The sequence below is a fragment of the Adlercreutzia equolifaciens genome (assembly GCF_029076695.1).
Lineage (GTDB): Bacteria > Actinomycetota > Coriobacteriia > Coriobacteriales > Eggerthellaceae > Adlercreutzia > Adlercreutzia equolifaciens_A.
This window is the reverse complement of record NZ_JARFIK010000001.1, coordinates 738,450-757,346: the sequence shown is the minus strand read 5'-3', so window position 1 is coordinate 757,346 and position 18,897 is coordinate 738,450. Positions and strand designations below refer to the sequence as shown.

14 protein-coding genes are annotated in these 18,897 nt (G+C 63.8%); 4 read left to right on the top strand and 10 right to left on the bottom strand.

The window, feature by feature from the left end; genetic code table 11:
* The first annotated feature begins 201 nt into the window (after window positions 1-201).
* The gene (locus PZH32_RS02920) at window positions 202-1,041 is read left to right on the top strand and encodes a deoxyribonuclease IV (RefSeq protein WP_275206136.1); all 840 of its coding nucleotides are present in this window, start codon (window positions 202-204) and stop codon (window positions 1,039-1,041) included.
* 70 nt (window positions 1,042-1,111) lie between these two features.
* Here PZH32_RS02920 and PZH32_RS02915 read toward each other — a convergent pair whose 3' ends face one another.
* The 8 genes from PZH32_RS02915 to PZH32_RS02880 form a co-directional block, all read right to left on the bottom strand.
* On the bottom strand, window positions 1,112-1,876 hold the full coding sequence (locus tag PZH32_RS02915; protein ID WP_275206135.1) for a hypothetical protein: 765 nt from the start codon (window positions 1,874-1,876) through the stop codon (window positions 1,112-1,114).
* Window positions 1,877-1,971: 95 nt separating this feature from the next.
* Window positions 1,972-3,462 (bottom strand): histidine kinase, encoded by a 1,491-nt coding sequence (locus tag PZH32_RS02910; protein ID WP_275206134.1) that lies wholly within the window; start codon window positions 3,460-3,462, stop codon window positions 1,972-1,974.
* Window positions 3,463-3,617: 155 nt separating this feature from the next.
* A complete protein-coding gene (locus PZH32_RS02905; RefSeq protein WP_275206133.1) occupies window positions 3,618-4,523 on the bottom strand; it encodes a sulfite exporter TauE/SafE family protein in 906 nt (301 codons plus the stop codon).
* 9 nt (window positions 4,524-4,532) lie between these two features.
* Window positions 4,533-5,897, bottom strand: coding sequence for a glycosyltransferase family 2 protein (locus tag PZH32_RS02900; RefSeq protein WP_275206132.1), 1,365 nt, complete (start codon window positions 5,895-5,897; stop codon window positions 4,533-4,535).
* 93 nt (window positions 5,898-5,990) lie between these two features.
* Window positions 5,991-7,007, bottom strand: a complete 1,017-nt coding sequence (gene rsgA, locus PZH32_RS02895; protein ID WP_275206131.1) for a ribosome small subunit-dependent GTPase A — start codon at window positions 7,005-7,007, stop codon at window positions 5,991-5,993.
* Window positions 7,007-7,855 carry a hypothetical protein gene (locus PZH32_RS02890; RefSeq protein WP_275206130.1) on the bottom strand — a complete coding sequence of 283 codons (849 nt, stop codon included), beginning with the start codon at window positions 7,853-7,855 and terminating at the stop codon, window positions 7,007-7,009. The genes rsgA and PZH32_RS02890 overlap by 1 nt, the downstream gene beginning before the upstream one ends.
* Window positions 7,852-9,390: a TrkH family potassium uptake protein gene (locus PZH32_RS02885; RefSeq protein ID WP_275206129.1), complete on the bottom strand. Its 1,539-nt coding sequence runs from the start codon at window positions 9,388-9,390 to the stop codon at window positions 7,852-7,854. The genes PZH32_RS02890 and PZH32_RS02885 overlap by 4 nt, the downstream gene beginning before the upstream one ends.
* Before the next feature lie 12 nt (window positions 9,391-9,402).
* Entirely contained in the window at window positions 9,403-9,534 is a 132-nt protein-coding gene (locus PZH32_RS02880; protein ID WP_275206128.1) for a hypothetical protein, read from the bottom strand.
* A gap of 129 nt (window positions 9,535-9,663) precedes the next feature.
* Here PZH32_RS02880 and murB point away from each other — a divergent pair, with 129 nt between their 5' ends.
* Window positions 9,664-10,578 (top strand): UDP-N-acetylmuramate dehydrogenase, encoded by a 915-nt coding sequence (gene murB / locus PZH32_RS02875; RefSeq protein WP_275206127.1) that lies wholly within the window; start codon window positions 9,664-9,666, stop codon window positions 10,576-10,578.
* Between the two features lie 147 nt (window positions 10,579-10,725).
* Window positions 10,726-11,241: a hypothetical protein gene (locus PZH32_RS02870; protein ID WP_275206126.1), complete on the top strand. Its 516-nt coding sequence runs from the start codon at window positions 10,726-10,728 to the stop codon at window positions 11,239-11,241.
* Window positions 11,242-11,446: 205 nt separating this feature from the next.
* On the opposite strand, the gene PZH32_RS02865 is transcribed toward PZH32_RS02870, so the two are convergent.
* On the bottom strand, window positions 11,447-13,066 hold the full coding sequence (locus PZH32_RS02865; protein WP_275206125.1) for an FAD-dependent oxidoreductase: 1,620 nt from the start codon (window positions 13,064-13,066) through the stop codon (window positions 11,447-11,449).
* A gap of 316 nt (window positions 13,067-13,382) precedes the next feature.
* Between PZH32_RS02865 and PZH32_RS02860 the strand changes: the two genes are divergently transcribed.
* On the top strand, window positions 13,383-14,765 hold the full coding sequence (locus PZH32_RS02860) for a response regulator transcription factor (protein WP_275206124.1): 1,383 nt from the start codon (window positions 13,383-13,385) through the stop codon (window positions 14,763-14,765).
* A gap of 266 nt (window positions 14,766-15,031) precedes the next feature.
* Here the strand turns inward: PZH32_RS02860 and PZH32_RS02855 are convergent, their stop codons facing one another.
* Window positions 15,032-18,790 (bottom strand): phosphoribosylformylglycinamidine synthase, encoded by a 3,759-nt coding sequence (locus tag PZH32_RS02855; protein ID WP_275206123.1) that lies wholly within the window; start codon window positions 18,788-18,790, stop codon window positions 15,032-15,034.
* Between the last annotated feature and the right edge of the window lie 107 nt (window positions 18,791-18,897).

Sequence of the window (18,897 nt, the reverse complement as noted above, 5' to 3'; positions counted from 1 at the left end):
AGGGCGCCCGCGCTCCGCCCCTTCGCGCCGGCGCCCTCCCGCAGTCAGCGCGTAGCAACGACAACGCCACGATAACGGCTTTCGAACCTTTGACCCGCGGGAAACCCTCACGTCCACGGGCGCGCTATGATCGATCTTCGGGAAGCACCGTCCCCCCAAGGCGCCTCCCTCCATCCGCACCCTCTCAGAAGGAAGGCTCTCATGCTTACCATCGGTTGTCATCTTTCAAAGCGCCGTGGCTATCTGGAAATGGCCAAGGAGGCCGTGTCCATCAACGCCAACACGTTCCAGTACTTCACCCGCAGCCCCCGTGGCGGTGCCCAAGCGAAATTGGATCCGAAGGACGTGGAGGCCTACAAGGCCTATGCCGCCGAGCACGGCATTCACGACGTCCTGGGCTACGCGCCCTACGACACCGACCCTGCCACGGACAAAATGAACGAACGAGACTTCGCCCTTATGGTGTACGCCGAGGACCTGGCGCGCCTGGCCGAGGTTGACGGCGGTTTGTACCTGGTACGTCCGGGCAGCCGTCTGAACATCAGCGTGGAAGAGGGCATCAAGGACGTGGCCGACGCCTTGAACAAGGTCATGACCCCCAGCCAGAAGGTCACCGTGCTGCTGGACACCATGGCCGGCGAGGGCACGCAGGTGGGCTGTAACTTCCAGCAGCTGGCCGCCATCATCAAGCAGGTAGAGCTGGCCGACCACGTGGGCGTCTGCTTCGATGCCGCGGCTGTGTGGGCCGAAGGCTACGACCTGGTGAACGACCTGGACGGCGTGCTGGAGGAGTTCGACCGCACCATTGGCCTTGATAAGTTGCGCGCCGTGCATTTGAACGACGCCACCCACGATCGCGGCAGCCATGTGGATCGCCATGCCCGCATCGGCGAAGGCAAAATCGGCTTCGACGCCCTGGCGGCCCTGATCAACCATCCGAAACTGGCCGGCGTGCCCTTCTACCTGGAAGAGCCCGAAAGCACCCTGGTAATCTACGAGCGCGACATCGCACGCTTCCAAGAAGCCTACCAGGGAAAATAATTCCGCGAACAACGAAGCACAAGAAAAAGGGGTCGGCCCTCAGGCCGACCCCTTTTGCGTAAGCGAAACGTTAGCGCGCGTGGCGACCGCGTCCCGGCGCCACAGCACCAGCCGGATTGACGGGCACCCCCGTGGCCGGAGCCGCTGCCCGCGGCACAGCCGTGCCGCGCATGGGACGCACCCCAGCAGCCGCCGGACGACCCGTGGGAACCGCGCTGCCATAGGGATGCGCACCTCGGGGAACGGCCGCCCCGGCTCGCTGAGCCGCCGCTGCCTCCTGGGCGCGACGGGCGGCACGGGCCTCGAGCTCGGCCGCTGCGCGGGCGGCGAAGGCGCGCTCGGCCTCGCGACGCGCCTTGCGCGACATCTTCTTGTCGGGGATGACAATGGGCTGCTGCCCCATCATAGAGCCCTGCACCCAGGCCTCGACATCGCCCTGGGCCGGCACGCCGGGAGCCGGCTGGGCCGCAGGGGCCGCTCCGCGAGGAGCGGGGCCGGCTGCTGAGGCCGGACGCCCAGCTGGGGCCGCGCCCGCCTGGGCACCCGCAGGATAGCCGCCGCGATCTACCGGCACAGCCGCACGGGGAGCCTCGGCTCCCGCCGGCGCCGCCGCTCGACCGCGACCTCCGCCGTAGCTGCGCGCCGCATTGTTGCGGCGGCCAATGACCATCTGCATTTCCGCTACCTTGCGGCGCTCGGCCTCCAAACCGTCGGCCATGCCGCGCATCCGTCGATCAAGGGTGGTAATCCAAAAGCACAGAGCCAGCACCGCCACGGCCAGCACGCCGAGGCCAACGGCCACCAAGCCAAAGGGCGAAGAGAGAAATTCAAACACGGGGCGACCACTCCTGAAGAGAAATTCGATAGTTACAAGGGATGATACACGGCGCCTGGGCCCTTGTCGATACAAAAACCTCGATCGGGCTCTGGCTACCAGGCAGCCGCCGGTTCCGGTTCGTCGGGGCGCTCCGCCGAGCCTTCCTGGGAAACCTGGGCCATCAGCTCGGTGAGCTCGGCCATGGTTTCCTCGTTGCGCGCCGTCTCGGCCGCCAGATCGGCCTCCACCGCCGTCGTGTCAGCAGCTGGTGCCTCCACAGCCTCGCAGCGCGCGCAACCCGGGCAGCGCAGGGTCACCTGCGTTCCCACGCCCAGCTCGCTGGTATAGACCATTTGGGCGTCGGGACCGAAAAAGCCGATCATGCGGTCGTGGACGTTCTTCACCGCAATGCCAAGGCCCGTGGAGGACTCGACCTGGGTGATGTGCGCCGCCGTTTCTTCGCTCATACCTACGCCGTTGTCGCCCACCACGATGATGACGTCATCGCCGTCGACCGAGGCGTTCACGGTAATGACCAGCTGACGCTCGGGCGCCATAGCGTGCTTGATGGCGTTCTCCACCAGCGGCTGCACCAGAAACGGCGGCACCATCATATCTTGAATGTCGGGGCTGACCGCCACTTCCAGGGCCAGCCGCTCGTCGCCAAAGCGCGCCAGCTCGAACCCGAAGTAGCGCTGCACCTGGTCCAGCTCGCGGGCCAGGGAAATGCGCTCCGTGGAATCCTCCAGAGTACGGCGGTAGAACACGGCGAACTCGCGCAGCAGCGTGCGCGCCTTCATGGGATCGGTGCGGATGAACGAGGCAATGGTGTTGATGGTGTTGAACAAGAAATGCGGGTTGATCTGCGTCTGCAGCATCTTCAACTCCATGGAGGTGGCCAGCTTGCGCTGGGTTTCCATCTCCACGGCTGCCATCTGCGTGGCCAGAAGCTGAGCGAAGCCCTGGGCAATGGAGCGCTGGGTCTCGGTAATCTTGGCCGAGGTGCGGTAGTAGAACTTGAGCGTGCCCTCGACACGATCGCCCACCCAGAGCGGCACCACAATGGCGGCCTTGATGCGACTGCTCTCGGGGGGAACGGGCAGGCCGATTTCCTGCGGCGTCATGAGCACCAGCGTCTCGCCTCCCCGAATGGCCTCGTGGGTGGCCTGGGTGCGAATGGGGATGCCGGCGGGATTATGGGCCTCCTGGTAGCCGGCATAGCCGAGCACCACTTCCCGGTTGGTCAGCGCCACGGCAATGGCGGACGTATTGGGCAGCAGCAGCTCGCATACTTCCTGGGACGCCTTCTCGGTCAGCCCCTCGCCCATGGCGTCGATCATAGAGCTGGCCATCTGCAGCATGGCATCGGACTGCAGGGCGCGCACCGAATCGGGGTCCATCATCAGGCGGATGACCACCACGACGGCGATGGTGAACACCGCGCCCGCCGCCCCGAGCACAATGGCCGGCGAATCGGGCAGCATGAAGGCCCAGATAAGCGTGATGGCGGCCAAGGTGGCAATGGTAACGGCCAGCATCTCCTGATTGAACTTGGGGATGCCGATGCCTCGCGTCCACGTGCTTTCGGTTTCGCGCGCTCCCATGGGCATCCCTCCTGGTCATCGTTGATACGGCGTCAAGTATAGCTAAATTCCGTCTGAAGCGCACGTCCGACCAGCCCGTTCCGCCTTACCGACCCGGCGCAGAATCCAGGCGCAGACAAGCGTCGCTCAAAAGCGCCCCTCCAGCGCGTAAGAGGCTAGCCCCACAGGCCCAGCTGATTGACAACCAGCAAGACGGCCGCCAAGACCAAGAAACCGCTGAACAAAAAGCGCAGCGTCCGTTCGGGCACCCGCGGAATAAGGCGCGCGCCCAGGGTGGCTCCGGGGATGGATCCGCAGGCTACGGCAATGCCGGCCACCCAGTTGATGTTGCCGAGCACCGCCTGGGTGACAACCCCGGGCACAGCTAGGATCATCACGGCAATGAGCGAGGTGCCCGAGGTCAGCTTCATAGGCACGCGAATGACGGACATCATGAGCGGCACCATGATGAAGCCGCCGCCAACGCCCACATAACCTGAGGCCAAACCGGCGGCCAGGCCAATGGCAAATCCAATGCCCAGCTCGCGCCAACCCAGCGTCGGCGCCGCAGCGTGGGCCGCGGCAATGTCGGCAGCGCGGGCCTCAGCCTGGGCAGTCTCGATCTCGGCCCGGGCTTCAGCAGCCTCCACCGCCGCCTCGACCCCGTCAACGCCCTTCGCCGCAAGGCGCTTCACAGGCTTCGGCGCGGCCAACGCCTTGCGGAACATGGTGACCGACGAATAGGCGATGATCAGCGCGGCCGCGCCCATCACGCACCAGTCGGGCGAGACGTTCGCCAGGCCCACGCCCACCGGCGACATGCAGGCGCCGCCTAAACCCGCCGCAATGCCCAGCTTGGGCAAGCAGGTTTTGTTCCGTATATGGGAAATGGCCCCCGAAATGGAGGTGGGAATGATGGTGAACAGCGACGTGGCCGTGCACATGAGCGAGTCCATGGCGTAGCCGAGCTTGAAAGCCGGCACCAGCAGCATACCGCCGCCAATGCCCAAAAGCCCCGCCAGTACGCCCACGACCAAGCCCACGGCCAGGGACACGACGAACATGAGAACGATGGATTCCACGGTGAGCGCCTACTCCTCGATGTTCAGGCGGATCTCCGTGGTCATGCCGGCGTCGATGGAGGGACGGGGCACCGCCGCGTAGGCCGCCGCATCTTGGGCCGAGGGGGCCGACTCCGCCGGCATAGCCACCGGCGCCGGTGCCGGAGCCGGGGCAGCCTCCGCCTGAGGCGCCTCTTGCACGCGCAGCATGCTCGAACGCACCAGGGCCGATGAGAGCAGCTGATCGGACTCGAGGCGACTCATGGCCTCGGGCCATACGTACTGGAACTCGAAGTACTTGGCGCAATGAGATTCCGCATAGGCCGAGGCCTCGCCGGTCGCGGCACGCGCGGCGCGACGGTAGGCCTTCTTGTCGGGACGGCCGAAGCTGCGCAGCCATGCCGTCAAGCGAATGCGATTGCGCAGACCCGGCTCCAGGAACGGGCCCGGATAGGGCTCGAGCGAGGCGGGCTTCACCTGCTGCAAATCAATGAGGGCGCGGCTGTACTCCAGCTTGCGGTACTCGTAGAGCCAGCGGAAGATATCCTGGCGGAAGCGATCGCCCTCGCTGGTGGAGGACGGCGGCAAATGGCGCAGCACCCACTGGTTGTCGAACCAGATATCCGAGCCGTACATGCGCAAATTGAGCATGTAGTCCAAATCCTCGCCGCGGGCAATCCACGGATCGAAGGCCAGACGACGGTAGGCCTCCTTGTGAATGGCCAGGCAGCCGCCGCACACGTGATTCGAGCGCGAAAGCCGCGGACCGCGCATGGCGCCGGTGATCCACTCGTTGAACGCCCGGCCCTGCTGCCAGAAGCGGTTGTACCACTTGTCTTCCCACTTCGACAGATAGGAGCCCTTGTCGTTCAAGTAGTAGCCCGTCTTGGCCAGAATGGGAATGCCAGAGCGCGTCAACTTGCCCAGGCCGTACATGGCCTTGCGCAAGAACTGCGGGTCGTCGATCACCTCGTCGTCGTCGAGGAACACTACCGCATCGAAGCCCAACGTGTTGGCAATGAGCAGACCCAGGTTGCGAATGGCACCGTAGCCCTGCAGGCCGATCTCCTTGGACAGGCGTTCGATGTTGAGCTGCGCCATGCGTTGCTCCACCAGGGCCAATTCCGGCGCCCCAATGACCAAGGTGGTGATATCGGGGTACTGGTCGGCCACGGCCTGCACCTTTTCGGCCGCCTGGGCCTCCAAAGACACATCGGCTGAGACCAAAATGATGACCAGCCCCAGGCCCTCCACCTTCTGCAGCGATTCCAGGCAGCGTCCCAATTCGCCCGGCTGGTTGGGAGCCGTAGTGTGATCATAGGCCGTTACCACGTCGGCGCCGCCGCGATGGCGACGGGGATAGATAAACGTGGGGATAATGACGACGGGGTTCATGCATGTCCTTTCGAGGATCTGATCTCGAACATTCCTATTGTAGCGGTTGACGGGAGCCTGCACGGAATTTGCAGGCAGCCCGTCACGAAGCTCCTAGCGATGACGCTTGCGCGCAGCGGCCCCCTTCCGTCCGCGCTTGCTGGGAGGCACCGACTCTTTGCTCATGCGGCGCGCCTGCTCGCGCCGCTCTTTCACGGCGGCCATCTCCTGCTTCAAGGCAAGATAGGAGGCCAGCCGCTCCGGGGAAAGCTCCCCCGCTTCTACGGCGGCGCGCACGGCGCATCCGGGCTCTTTCTCGTGCTGGCAATCGCGGAACCGGCACTGCTCAGCCAGGGCGGCAATGTCGGGAAAGGCGGCCTCGATGCCATTGTCGGCATCCCAAAGGCCCAGGCCGCGCACGCCGGGCATGTCCACAATACGCCCGGCACCGGGCACCGTGACAATCTCACGGCTGACCGTGGTGTGGCGCCCCTTGCCATCGGTTTCGCGCACCGAGCCCACCTCGAGCATGGCCGAGCCTACCAGCATGTTGATCAGGCTGGACTTCCCCACCCCCGAGCGCCCGATGAGCACCGTGGTGGTGCCGGGCTCCAGCAGGGCGCGCACCGCCTCCACCGAGGAGGGGTCCTGCTCCGACACCACCAGCACCGCGGTGTCGGGCCCGGCCAGCGCCTGCACGCGCTCCACCAAGCGTGCTGTGGCCTCTTCGTCTTCGGCCAAATCGGCCTTGGTAAGCACCACCGTTACCTGGGCGCCCGTCTCAAAGGCAAGCACCAACTCGCGCTCAAGGCGCCGCAGGTTCACCTCGGAGAGCGGCTGCGCCACAATGACCCGCTCGAAGTTGGCCGCCAGCACCTGGGGCAGCGCGCGCTCCGTCGGGTCCTTGCGCACGAACTCGCGCGTGCGCGGAGCAATGGACTCGATGACGCCCTTATCATGGGAATCCGGCACCGATACCTCCACGCGATCGCCGATGACAGCACGCCGGTCCTCACCCTTCACCAGGGCTGTGGCATGCTCGCACCGCAGCGTGGTGCCGTCGTCGAAGCGAACAAGGGGGTAGCCGCGGTCCAGCTTGATGACCTCGCCAGCGCGCCATTCTTCCGTCATTACCGTTGGCCCTCCCTCATGCGATGGAACACAATGATCATGAGACCGCCTACCACCACCAGGATGCCCCCGGGGATAAACGCGTTCGGGTCGAGAACCTGCTCGGTGATGGAGCCCTTTTCCACGACGCTGACCGTGTCGGCGTGAAGATCGGTCAGGCCCTCATGCTCCGGGCACGCCAAGTGGAAGGTGCCGCGCGTCTGCAGGGTGGTCCCCTTGCGGCCGTAGGAGCCGTAGGTGTCCACCAGCTCAGTAAACTCCTCGGTGATGAACACGGGAATCTCGGCGTAGTTCTCCTCGTTGGACTGCAACACAATCCAGCAATAGCCCGGATCGAACTCGGCCTTCAAGCGGTCGCCCACGACTTCGCCCACCACCTGCACCGTCTGATCGTTCAGGTAGGCGTCGGCTTCCTGCAGCGCCGAGATGGAGGTGTCGTAGATAAACGAGCTATCTGGTTTTTGCTGGGGGTTCACCAGGTTGTTCGGATTGCGCTCGGTGCCAAAGACCGGATCGGTCACGAACGCCGGCGCCTGGGTTCCCGCCACGGCATCACCAGACGCTTCCGACTCTGCGCCCTCGGCACCTTCGACAGGAAGCTCGAGCTCTTCGCCCTCCTGCGGCGCCACGCGGTTTGGCGTTTCGCCCTCGGCGCTCGACGCGGGCTCATCTTGCTTTTCGGCGTTGTCATCCTGGGCGGGCGTCACGACACCTGTGTCGTCGGTGGGCACGTCGGGGTTGTCCAAGTTCGCGCCCCAAGCGCCAGGCAGGCCAGCACCCAGCGTGAGCGCCCCCACCAGCACCACAGCCAACAGGCCCCATCGCCGCGTCATGCGTCCCCGGCTCATGAGCGCCTCTTGTCCGACTGAGGTGCGCGACGCGGCAGAAGCGAGGCGCCCACCTCCACGATAAGCGCCAGCAGCGTGACGAACTCCAGACGGCCGGCCCACATCTGCAGGATATAGAACAGCTCCAAGGTGGGGGCCATGCCCGGCGTGGCAAGACCGGTGATAATGCCGCCGTTGGAGGTCATGGCCACGGATTCGAAGATGGCCTCGGTGGCCTCGAACCCATGGGCGATGCCCACCAGCGTGCCGATAACGTAGGTGACCACGAAGAGGATGAACACCGTCATGGCCTCTTTCACCACTTCAGGCGTAAGCGTGCGGCGTCCCAGGTGGTTGTAGGCCACCACCACGCGGGCAGAGTCCGGGGCCAGGGCCTCCTTCACCGTGGATACCATGGATTTGAAGATGATGCCCATGCGCGAGAACTTGATACCACCGGCCGTAGACCCGGCACCGCCACCCACGGCCATAATGAAGGCCAAGGTCAAAAACGCCCCCGTAGTGAAGGCCGTGGCCGTGGTGAGCTGGTTGACCGTGACCACCTGGAAGCCCGTGGTGGTGAAGGCGGAAATGACCATGAACAGGCCGCGCCGCAACAGGGCCAGCATGTCGGAGAACAAGGTGCTCGAGGCCATGGACGCGGTGAACACCAAGGTCATAACTGCAATCCAGAAGACCATGGTCTTCGTCTCAAAGTCTTTGAAGAAGGCCGAGGGACGCCCCTTCCACACTTCGGCATGGACCACGAAGCTGATGGAGCCCAAGATCATGAGCACCATGAGAATGAACTCCAGCGGGAAGGAATGGTAGTACATGATGGACAGCTGCATGGGGGTGAAGCCGCCGGTGACGAAGCCCGAGATGGAAACCCACAGGGCGTTGAGGAACGCACGGGCCGGCTCCATGCCCATGACCAGGCAAATGCCCGTGATGACAATGGTGGCCAGCGCCACTACGATGACGGTGATGCGAGCAATGAACTGAGTCGTTTGCACCACGTTGGGCACCACGTGCTCGCTGCGGCCCTCGGAGGTGAACAGCGAGGCGCCGCCGCCCTTGCCGAACAGGCCGAAGGACAGGGCCACCACAATCAAGCCCAAGCCGCCCAGGAAATGCATGGCGAAGCGGAACATGTTGTCGGCATAGGACAGATGGTCGAGGTCGACCACCAGACTGGCGCCGGTGGTCGTCAGACCGGACACGCCGTCGAAGAGGGCGTCCAGATACGTGACGTAGTGCCCCGAGAAGTACAGGGGGATGGAGGCGAACAGGGCCAGCACCACCCAGGCGAAGCCCGTAACCGCCAGGGCCTGGCGGCGACTGAGGCGCCCGGGCTCGATGCGCAGAAAGCGCAGGCTGCAGCCGGCCACCATGGTAATGCCAATAGCCAGCAAGTAGCGGGCTGCCGGCTCCCATTCCTGAAAGATGAGCGCCGTAACCAAGGGTACCACCATGAGCACCGCGAAGAACAGGATGAGGGTTCCCAGGTAATGACCGACAACACGCAGGTCATAGAGCGTAAATCGCTGCCACATACTACGCGCCGCCTACCCGAACACAATACGCACGAGGGCCATAATGATCCACAGGGCAATGAGGAAGCTGACAATGGCCAGCAGCATGAGTGCAATGGAAGCCGCGGGCGAAACGGGCCGCAGATCAGGGTGCAAGCGCGCCATGGCTACCGCCCCCCACCGCATATGTGAGCAAAAAAGTCATGGGGGTATTCTAGTACATCCCCCGTGCCAGGTCACCAACGGTTACCCTCTTGGTATGCTGAAGGTCGTTCATCGTCGGAAAGGACCCCTATGATCGACGCCGCATCCTTCACCGCCCACCTGCGCTCCCTCGTCGGAGACAATGCCGTGCTAACCGAAGAGCCGCTGGCCGCCCATACCACCTTCCGCATTGGCGGCCCCGCCCAATGGCTCGTACGGCCGCGCACTGAAGACGAGGTGGCCGCCGTCGTGGATGCTTGCCGCGAAGCCGGCGTACCGCTGCGCATTTTAGGCGCGGGCTCCAATGTGCTGGCTCCCGACGAGGGACTGCCCGGCGTCACCTTGAAGCTGGCCGACAACTTCGCTGCCGTGGAGGTACTGCCGGGCGGCCTGATGCGCGCCCAGGCCGGAGCCACCAACGAAGCCGTGGCCGCTGCTGCGCGCGATGCGGGCCTGGCGGGCTACGAGTTCGCCTGCGGCATTCCCGGCACCATCGGCGGTGCGGCCATCATGAACGCCGGCGCCTACGAGGGACAGTTTTCCGATGTGGCCGTGGAGGTGCGCTGCCTGACGGTCGAAGGCGAGTCCGTCACCCTGACAGCCCCCGAAGCGGCTTGGGGCTACCGCACCAGTCGCATGATGCACGAGGGCATGGTGGTGCTGTCCGCCACGCTGCAGCTGCGCCCCGACGCTTCCGAGGCCATTGCCGCGCGCATGGCCGACCTCACCCAGCGCCGCGAAGAGAAGCAGCCGCTGGAGATGCCCAGCGCCGGCTCCACCTTCAAGCGCCCCGAGGGCTACTTCGCCGGCAAGCTTATCCAGGACGCCGGGCTCCAGGGATTCTCCGTAGGAGACGCCCAGGTATCTACCAAGCATGCTGGTTTCGTGGTGAACACTGGCAACGCCACCGCCGCCGACGTGCTCGGCCTCATCGCCGAGGTGCAGGCCCGCGTACTCGCCGACAGCGGCGTAGCGCTGGAGCCCGAAGTACGGCTGTGGTCGTAGGACACGAGCACACGCCAACAAAACCAACCTTAAACAGGGGGTAACCGCAATGGCCCGATCACTCAAAGTACTCAGTTTTCTTTTTGCCGCAGCCCTTTGCATTACCCTTGGGGATGTGCGGAGGCCGATCCGCCAAGCTATTCGCCCTTGGACACGGATCACCTTTACGGCGCCCAGCTCCCCGAAGGAGAGTCGGCAGAAGTACCCGCCGACAACATTAAGGGCGCCACCATTCCCTACCTCGAAAGCTTAGCAAACCTCCTAGTAACCGGCGACGCGAGCTTCGACGAAGACGCACTGCATCAGGCGCAAACCTTAGCGCCCGACCCAGCCCAGCAAGAAAAACTGAGCAAACAGCTGAGGGCATGGCGCGACACCCTAGCGCCCGAAGTTGTCTACGATCGGGCTGAGGCCCTCGTTCACCCCGACGTTCAAGTCCTGAGTGATGACGGACGATTGTATGTAGGAGCAAATGTCGAGTACAAGCTGCACATCAAGGACGGCCACGACGAAGGAGGCGCTGAACATCACGTGTTCGTCTACGAGAAAGAGGGCGACACATGGAAGCTCGTCGAAGATCGTCCATGCGAGCCGCTCTCCCTCCTTCCCGAAGGCGATAGCGAAGTCATCGGCAACGAGAGCACCGCCTCAGCGCCGAACTAACGCGCAACCTGAACAGCCAAAACCAAAAGCGCCCTTCCCTTCCATCGAAATTGCCGCCTCCCGAGGGAAGCTATGCGTTCTCGATAGCCTCAAGCGGTCCACGGGCAGTCCACCAAATCACGGGCGGCCCCGCTCGTGGCATAAAGCGCGAGCAGGGCCGAACCGGAAGGGAGGGCGGAGGATCGATCGACGTACGCGACGGGGCTTAGGCCATGTACTCCTTGGCGTTGCGCACGGCGATACGGCCGGAGTTTACGTTGTTGGCGTTGCAGGAGCCACCGATGTTGATGGTGTAGATGTTGCGGTACAACTCCACACCGTCGACGCCGCAGGAATAGAGGCCGGGGATGGGCTCATCCTCTTCCGTCAGCACTTCCATGTTGCGGCTTGTGTGAATACCGCCAATGGCCACAGCTACGCCCTGAGTCAACCGACCCAGGTAGAAGGGCGGGTTGGTGAAGGGCTTCATGAACTCGGCTGCCTTGCCGAAGTCGGCATCATGGCCGGCTTTGCACAGTTCGTTGTAGCGATTAAGGTTCGTAAGCAGCGTTTGCTCGTCCAGACCGAAGACCTGCGCGGCCTTACTCGCCAGCTCCTCGAAGGTATCCGCCACGACGATATCCGTATCCTCGTGTTCGGCTACGTACTCGTCCAAATGAGCCACACCTTCCTCGAAATCGAGGTAAGGGCATTGCACGCGCACGTTTTCCTCGAAGATGCCACGATCGAAAATGCAGCAGGTGAACTCCTGGTTGAAGCTAGGCGTCATGGTCGCATGGTAATTGGCGGCACCACAATCCTCGAACACATAGCGCTCGCCGTTTTGGTTGACCCACATAACCGTAGGCGTGTACAACGTGGCGATGATGGAATTGAGCCACATGAAAAGCTCGTCGTGGGACGTAATACCGCGGAACGAGAAGTTCTCGAGGGCGCAGAAATTCTGGCTGCGATCGCCTGCGCCCACGGAAAGCGCCATGCGGAAACCATCACCGTCGTGGTTCGGCGCACCAAAGGAGAACAGGTCGTCGGGGTTGTAGCCACGGCTCACCAGATAATCGGGATTGCCGCCGAAGCCTCCCGTGGCCAGAATGACCGCCTTGGCCTCGATCTTCAGGGCCTCGCCGGCCTCGTTTTCGGCATAAGCGCCCTTAACCACGCCATCCTCGAACACCAGGTCGGTGCCTTTCGTGTTCATACGGAACTGCACGCCCGCAGCCTCCGCGGCATCGTGCATCTGATTGATGTAGCCCGTCTTAGCGAAGCCGCCCTCGAACCAATGGAAGGTGGGATACTCGCCGCCCTCCATATAGCCATCGACCTGGCCCGACAAGGCAACGCCATGATCCACCAGCCAATCGACGTTCTGGCCGGAATTCTGGATGAGATCCATCCAGCGCAGAGCATCGTTGCGACCATGGGTGTAATCGAGCTCTGAGCGGATAACAGCGGCAGGCTCGATTTCGATGTTCTGCTCCTTCTGCAAACTCGACCCGACGCCCAGCAGTCCCTCAACGCCCATGCCGTTACCGCCCAGCTCGCCAGTGGCCTCAATAACAAGCGTGCTCAGACCTTGGTCGCCGGCCTCGACCGCTGCGGCGAGACCCGACATGCCGCCGCCCACAATCAACAGGTCGACCGACACGGTTTCCGCAATAGTATCGGGAACGGAAGGACCCGCAGCCTCCCCCGTCTTTGCCAGATCGGACGCGTCGGACGTCATCTTCGTTTGGGGCGCACACGCGGTCAGGCCTAGCGCCGCAGCAGCAATGCCCGAGACAGCGGCACCCTTCAAAAAGGCTCGGCGATTCATAGCAGTTTTCATAAACTTCCTCCTCCGGTTACGAGCGATGTTGTTTTGCAACGCACCGAAGAATATGGGGGCCGGCTTTCTCGTACATCATCGAAAGCCACTGATTTCCCCGTTCAAAGCCACTTATCATAGACTTTCGATGATGCCATAGAGCCGAAACAAACCGCGAGAATCCCGCGGTTTCGTCGCCACGACGGTATAATGGCCGTCAAAGATATGGGCGAAGGGGTCACTCGTGAACAAATCCGTAGCGCACTTTGTTGCACCAGTCATAGGTTCGGTGTGCCTGTGGTCCCCTGAAATCGTTTTGCTCGAAGCAAAAACACCCGTGGCTCCCCTTCGGTTCCTTGACGCCTCCGCTGCCTACCCCTTCTTCCTTATCGCTGCCACGCTCGCTGTGCTCTTGTTCATTGGAGTGCGGCCGCAAGCTTTGCGCGTAAGCCGCTCCTTAACCGTAGCCACTGCCATCCTGTACGCAGTCGGCGCCGCTGCGTCCTGCTGGTGCCTTTTTGCTCCAGCGACCCAAACCGCACTTGCTGCAAGTGGCGCGGCCGATCTCATCTATTTCGGGGGCCTTATCGGTGCCGGCCTGGGATTTGGCGTGCTGATGATTGCCTGGGGCTCCTTTTATGTCGATATCCCCCTCCGCAATACCTGGATCATCATTCTTGCCGTGGCCTTCGCTCAGCCTCTGATCATGGCGCTGCTTTCGCTTGCGCCCCTCTTGTGGGTCGTTCTGCCATGCATGCCTCTGATCAGCCTTGGTTGTCTACGCACCTCCTTGGGCCACCTCTCGGCTTTCGGCCATGAAGGGCCCCGCCTTGAGCCTCGCTCAATTTCCATCCGCCCTGCCTATGTGATCGGCATTGCCTCTATCTCATTCTGTTTCGGCGTGCTCAAGTTTCTCGGCCTTACCACAGGCGTGGTGCTCTCCACACCAGAGGGCCTCATCGTTGATCTTTTCACCGCTGCCGCCCTTATCATCCTTTTTCGCTGCGGCGAGCGCGGTTACTCCCTCGCCTGGCGCGTCATCGGCTTCATTATGCTTATCGGCCTGGCGCTTCTGCTCGTGCTGCAGCAAAACCTGCTGTCATCGGCTTTTACCGTGGTAGCCATCGGCTACGGCATCTTCGAGTACGCCCTCTGGATTGCCACCGTCGATCTGGCAAAATACGCCCAGTCTGCTCCTTTGCGGTTTCTCGGCCTTACCTTCGCCTTCACCATTGGCGGTCAGGGAGCCGGAGCCCTAGCCACCCTGGCGGTTCCCCCGTCGTTTGCCACCACACCGCTCATCCTGGTGGCCCTGGCCATCACCGCTGCGGCCATCATCTGGCTCTTGCCCGCCGAAGCGGTGCAGACTCTCTTTGCTCCCGCCCCGCCATTGCATCGTGGCAGCAGTGCGACCGACGCGACCGGCCTCCCCGCTCAAGCAGCCTCAAAGGACGCGGAAGCTCCGAACGACAGTGCGCGCGAGCAAGTACCCAGCGAGCGCGAAGTACGCATGGCCCTTCTCAGGGAGTCGTGCGGGCTCACCAACCGTGAGGCAGAAATCGCCCTTCTCTTGGCCGGTGGCCGCAGCGCCCGATTCATCCAAGGAGAGCTCGTCATCAGCGAGGGCACCACCTGGACCCACATTCGTCATATCTACCAGAAGCTCGGCGTGTCATCTCGCCAGGAATTCCTTACTGCCATCGAAGAAGTGCTGACCTAGTCGAGGAAAGCGCTGAGCACCACGTATTCGCCTACGAAAGACAGGGCAACGTATAGAAGCTGGCCGGGAATCCTCAATGCGATCCACTTTCTTTGCTTTCCGAGCAAGAAAAAAGGATGCTGGAACCAGAAATCGCCATCCATCAGGGACGCTCTTTATTATTTGGCAAAAAATGGGCGAGTTTTCTCTAAATGCAACGTGGCCCGCAGGGGCTTCCTGCGGGCCACGTTTCGCTTTATGTTCTTTTCGCCGTCGGGCTCTAAGCGCTACTTCGTGGAGAAGTAGTCGACGCCGCCCTCGAAGAGGGGCTGGTAGGTGTTGCCGAAGGCGTTCTTGTAAAGGCCGTTGCCGCTGCGCTCGGTGTGGCCCATCTTGCCTAGGACGCGACCGTCGGGGCTGGTGATGCCCTCGATGGCCAGCACGGAGCCGTTGGGGTTCACCGACAAATCTAGGGAAGGCTGACCCTGGGCATCCACGTACTGAGTGGCCACCTGGCCGTTCGCCACCATGGTGTCCAGCAGCGGCTGCGGTGCCACGAAGCGACCCTCGCCGTGGCTGATGGCCACGGTGTGGATGTCGCCCACGGCCATCTTGCTCATCCAGGGGCTCATGGTGCTGGCCACGCGGGTGCGCACCAAGGTGGACTGGTGGCGGCCAATGTGGTTGAAGGTAAGGGTGGCGCAATCGGCGTCCATGGGGCGAATATCGCCGAAGGGCACGAGGCCCAGCTTCACTAGAGCCTGGAAGCCATTGCAGATGCCCAGCATGAGGCCGTCGCGGGCCTGCAGCAAGTCGCGCACGGCCTCGGTGACCTCGGGGGCGCGGAAGAACGCGGTGATGAACTTCGCCGAGCCGTCGGGCTCGTCGCCGCCGGAGAAGCCGCCGGGGATCATGACCATCTGCGACTCGCGGATAAGGCGGGCCAGCTCATGAGTGCTTTCCGCTACGGCTTCGGGGCTGAGGTTGTTCACCACGTACACCGTCGGCACGGCACCGGCACGCTTGAAGGCCGCGGCGGAGTCGTACTCGCAGTTGTTGCCCGGGAACACGGGGATGACCACACGGGGCTTGCCGGCATCGGCGCCCAGCAGGGCCGGACCATGATAGGCCGGCGCCGGGGCACCCAGGTAATCGAGCGCGGGTACCTGCTCGGCCGCTGCGCGCTCTTCGGCGCTAGTGCGATAGGGGAAGACGCCCTCCATGGCATGCTCCCACACCTCCTGCAGGCTGCGCAGATCCACTTGGTCATCGGCGGTCGTCCACACATACTCCGCCGTGACGGTGCCCACCGAGGCCACCGTCACCCCCGCGGGTGCCTGGGGCAGCGCGCTTTCCGCCGGCACCTCCAGAAGGAAGCTGCCGTAGGCGGGAGTGAACAGGCCGTCGACATCGTAGGTTTCATCGAAGTCGATGCCCAGGCCGTTGCCGACGCCCATCTTGAACAGCGCCTCGGCCGCGCAGCCGTAGCCCGGCGTGGCCGCCGCGCACACAGAGCCCGCACCAATCAGCGACTCGACCAGATCCATGGCGGCACACAGCGCCTGGGGCTCGGGGGTGATGCCGTCGGCCTGCAGCGCGGGGACGATGGCAATAACGCGATTGCCCGCCTCCTTCAGCTCCGGCGAGGTGATGCGGTCCATCTTGCCCACGGCCGTGGCGAAGCTGACCAACGTGGGCGGCACATCCAGCTCCTCGAAGGAGCCGGACATGGAGTCCTTGCCGCCGATGGCGCCCACACCCAGATCCACCTGGGCCATAAGCGCGCCGAGCACCGCCGCCATGGGCTTGGCCCAACGCTCCGGGTCTTGACGCAGCTTCTCGAAGTACTCCTGGAAGGTGAGATACATATCCGCACGGTGGAAGCCCGTGGCCACCAGCTTCGCCACCGACTCCACCACGGCCAGATAGGCCCCGGTGAACTGGTTGGCGCTGCTGAGGTAGGGGTTGAAGCCCCAGGCCATGCCCGACACCGTGGTGGTCTCGCCGAACACGGGCAGCTTCGCCACCATGGCCTGGGCCGGGGTCAGCTGGCGCGCGCCGCCGAAGGGCATGAGCACCGTGGCAGCGCCGATGGTGGAGTCGAAGCGCTCCACGAGGCCCTTGTTCGAAGCCACGTTGATGTCGCCCACCAGCGTTTCCATACGATCGGCGAAGGTAGCGCCCTCCCAGCTCGGCGCCCACGCGCCCTGCTGGGGCACGGACACGGCGGCATGCTTGGGCGCACCGTTGGAGGCCAGGAAGTCGCGGCTGACGTCCACGATGGTGTTCCCGCGCCAGTTCATACGCACGCGGGGCTCCTCGGTGACCACGGCCACCGGCGTGGCCTCCAGGTTCTCCTCATGAGCCAGCGCGATGAAGGCATCCACGTCTTCCGGCGCCAGGGCCACGGCCATGCGCTCCTGGGATTCGGAAATGGCCAGCTCGGTGCCATCGAGGCCGTCGTACTTCTTCGGCACGGCATCAAGGTTGATTTGCAGACCATCGGCCAGCTCGCCGATGGCCACGGACACACCGCCGGCACCGAAGTCGTTGCAGCGTTTGATCATGCGGCAGGCGTCGCCGCGACGGAACAGGCGCTGGATCTTGCGCTCCACGGGCGCGTTGCCCTTCTGCACCTCGGCGCCGCAGCTTTCCAGCGATTCCACGGAGTGCGCCTTGGAAGAGCCCGTAGCGCCGCCGATACCGTCGCGACCGGTGCGACCGCCTAGCAGCACCACCACATCGCCCGGCGCCGGCGTCTCGCGACGCACGTGGTCGGCCGGCGTAGCGCCCACCACAGCGCCGATCTCCATGCGCTTGGCGGCGTAGCCGGGATGGTACAGCTCGTCCACGCGGCCCGTGGCCAGGCCGATCTGGTTGCCGTAGGAGGAATAGCCGGCCGCCGCCGTGGTGACCAGCTTGCGCTGGGGCAGCTTGCCGGGGATGGTCTCGCTCACCGGCACCGTGGGGTCGGCCGCGCCCGTCACACGCATGGCCTGGTACACGTAGGAGCGGCCGGACAAGGGGTCGCGAATGGCGCCGCCCACGCAGGTGGCCGCGCCGCCGAAGGGCTCGATCTCCGTGGGGTGGTTGTGGGTCTCGTTCTTGAACAGGTAGAGCCAGTCCTGCTCCTCCCCGTCCACGTCTACCTTTACCTTCACGGTGCAGGCGTTGATCTCCTCGGACTCGTCGAGGCCCGTGAGAATGCCCTCTTTTTTCAGCCACTTCGCGCCGATGGTGCCCATGTCCATGAGGCACACCGGCTTCTCGTCGCGACCCAGCTCGTGGCGCATGGCCAGGTACTGGTCGAAGGCGGCCTGCACGTTGGCATCGGCAATGGCCACGTCGTTCAGCACGGTGCCGAAAGTGGTGTGGCGGCAATGATCGGACCAGTAGGTATCGATCATCTTGATCTCGGTGATGGTGGGGTTGCGCCCCTCATCGGCGAAGTAGGCGCGGCAGAATTGGATGTCGGCCAAGTCCATGGCCAGACCGCGCTCGGCAATGAAGGCCTCCAGGGCCGCATCGTCCATGGCCGTGAAGCCCTCGATGACCTCCACGTCGGCCGGACGCTCGAACTCCATGGCCAGGGTGTCGCGTGTATCCAGCGAGGCCTCGCGGGCCTCGACGGGGTTGATGACGTAAGCCTTCACCGCGTCGACGTCGTCGGCGGAAAGGTCGCCCTCCAGGTAGTACACCACGGCCGAGCGCACATCGGGGCGCTCGCCCTGGCTGATAAGCTGGATGCACTCGCTGGCCGAATCGGCGCGCTGATCGAACTGGCCGGGCAAAAACTCCACGGCGAACACTGCGGCGCCGTTGGCCTCAGGAAGCTCGAAGGTGGCCGTGTCGGACTGCGGCTCGGAGAACACCGTGGGCACGCAGGCGGCGAACAGCTCGTCGCTGGCGCCTTCCACGTCGTAGCGGTTCACCATGCGCACGCCGGTGAGACCGGTGATGCCCACAATGTCGCGCAGCTCGGCGCCCAGGGCGCGCGCCTCGCCGTCGAATCCGGGCTTCTTCTCAACATAGACGCGGGATACCATGCTTGTACCTCTCTCTTTTGAGCGGGCGAGCAGAAGCGCCCTGCGAACCAACGGCGGCCAGGCCGCCTCACAAAAGAAGCCTGCGAGCATTCCCCTACTCGCAGGCT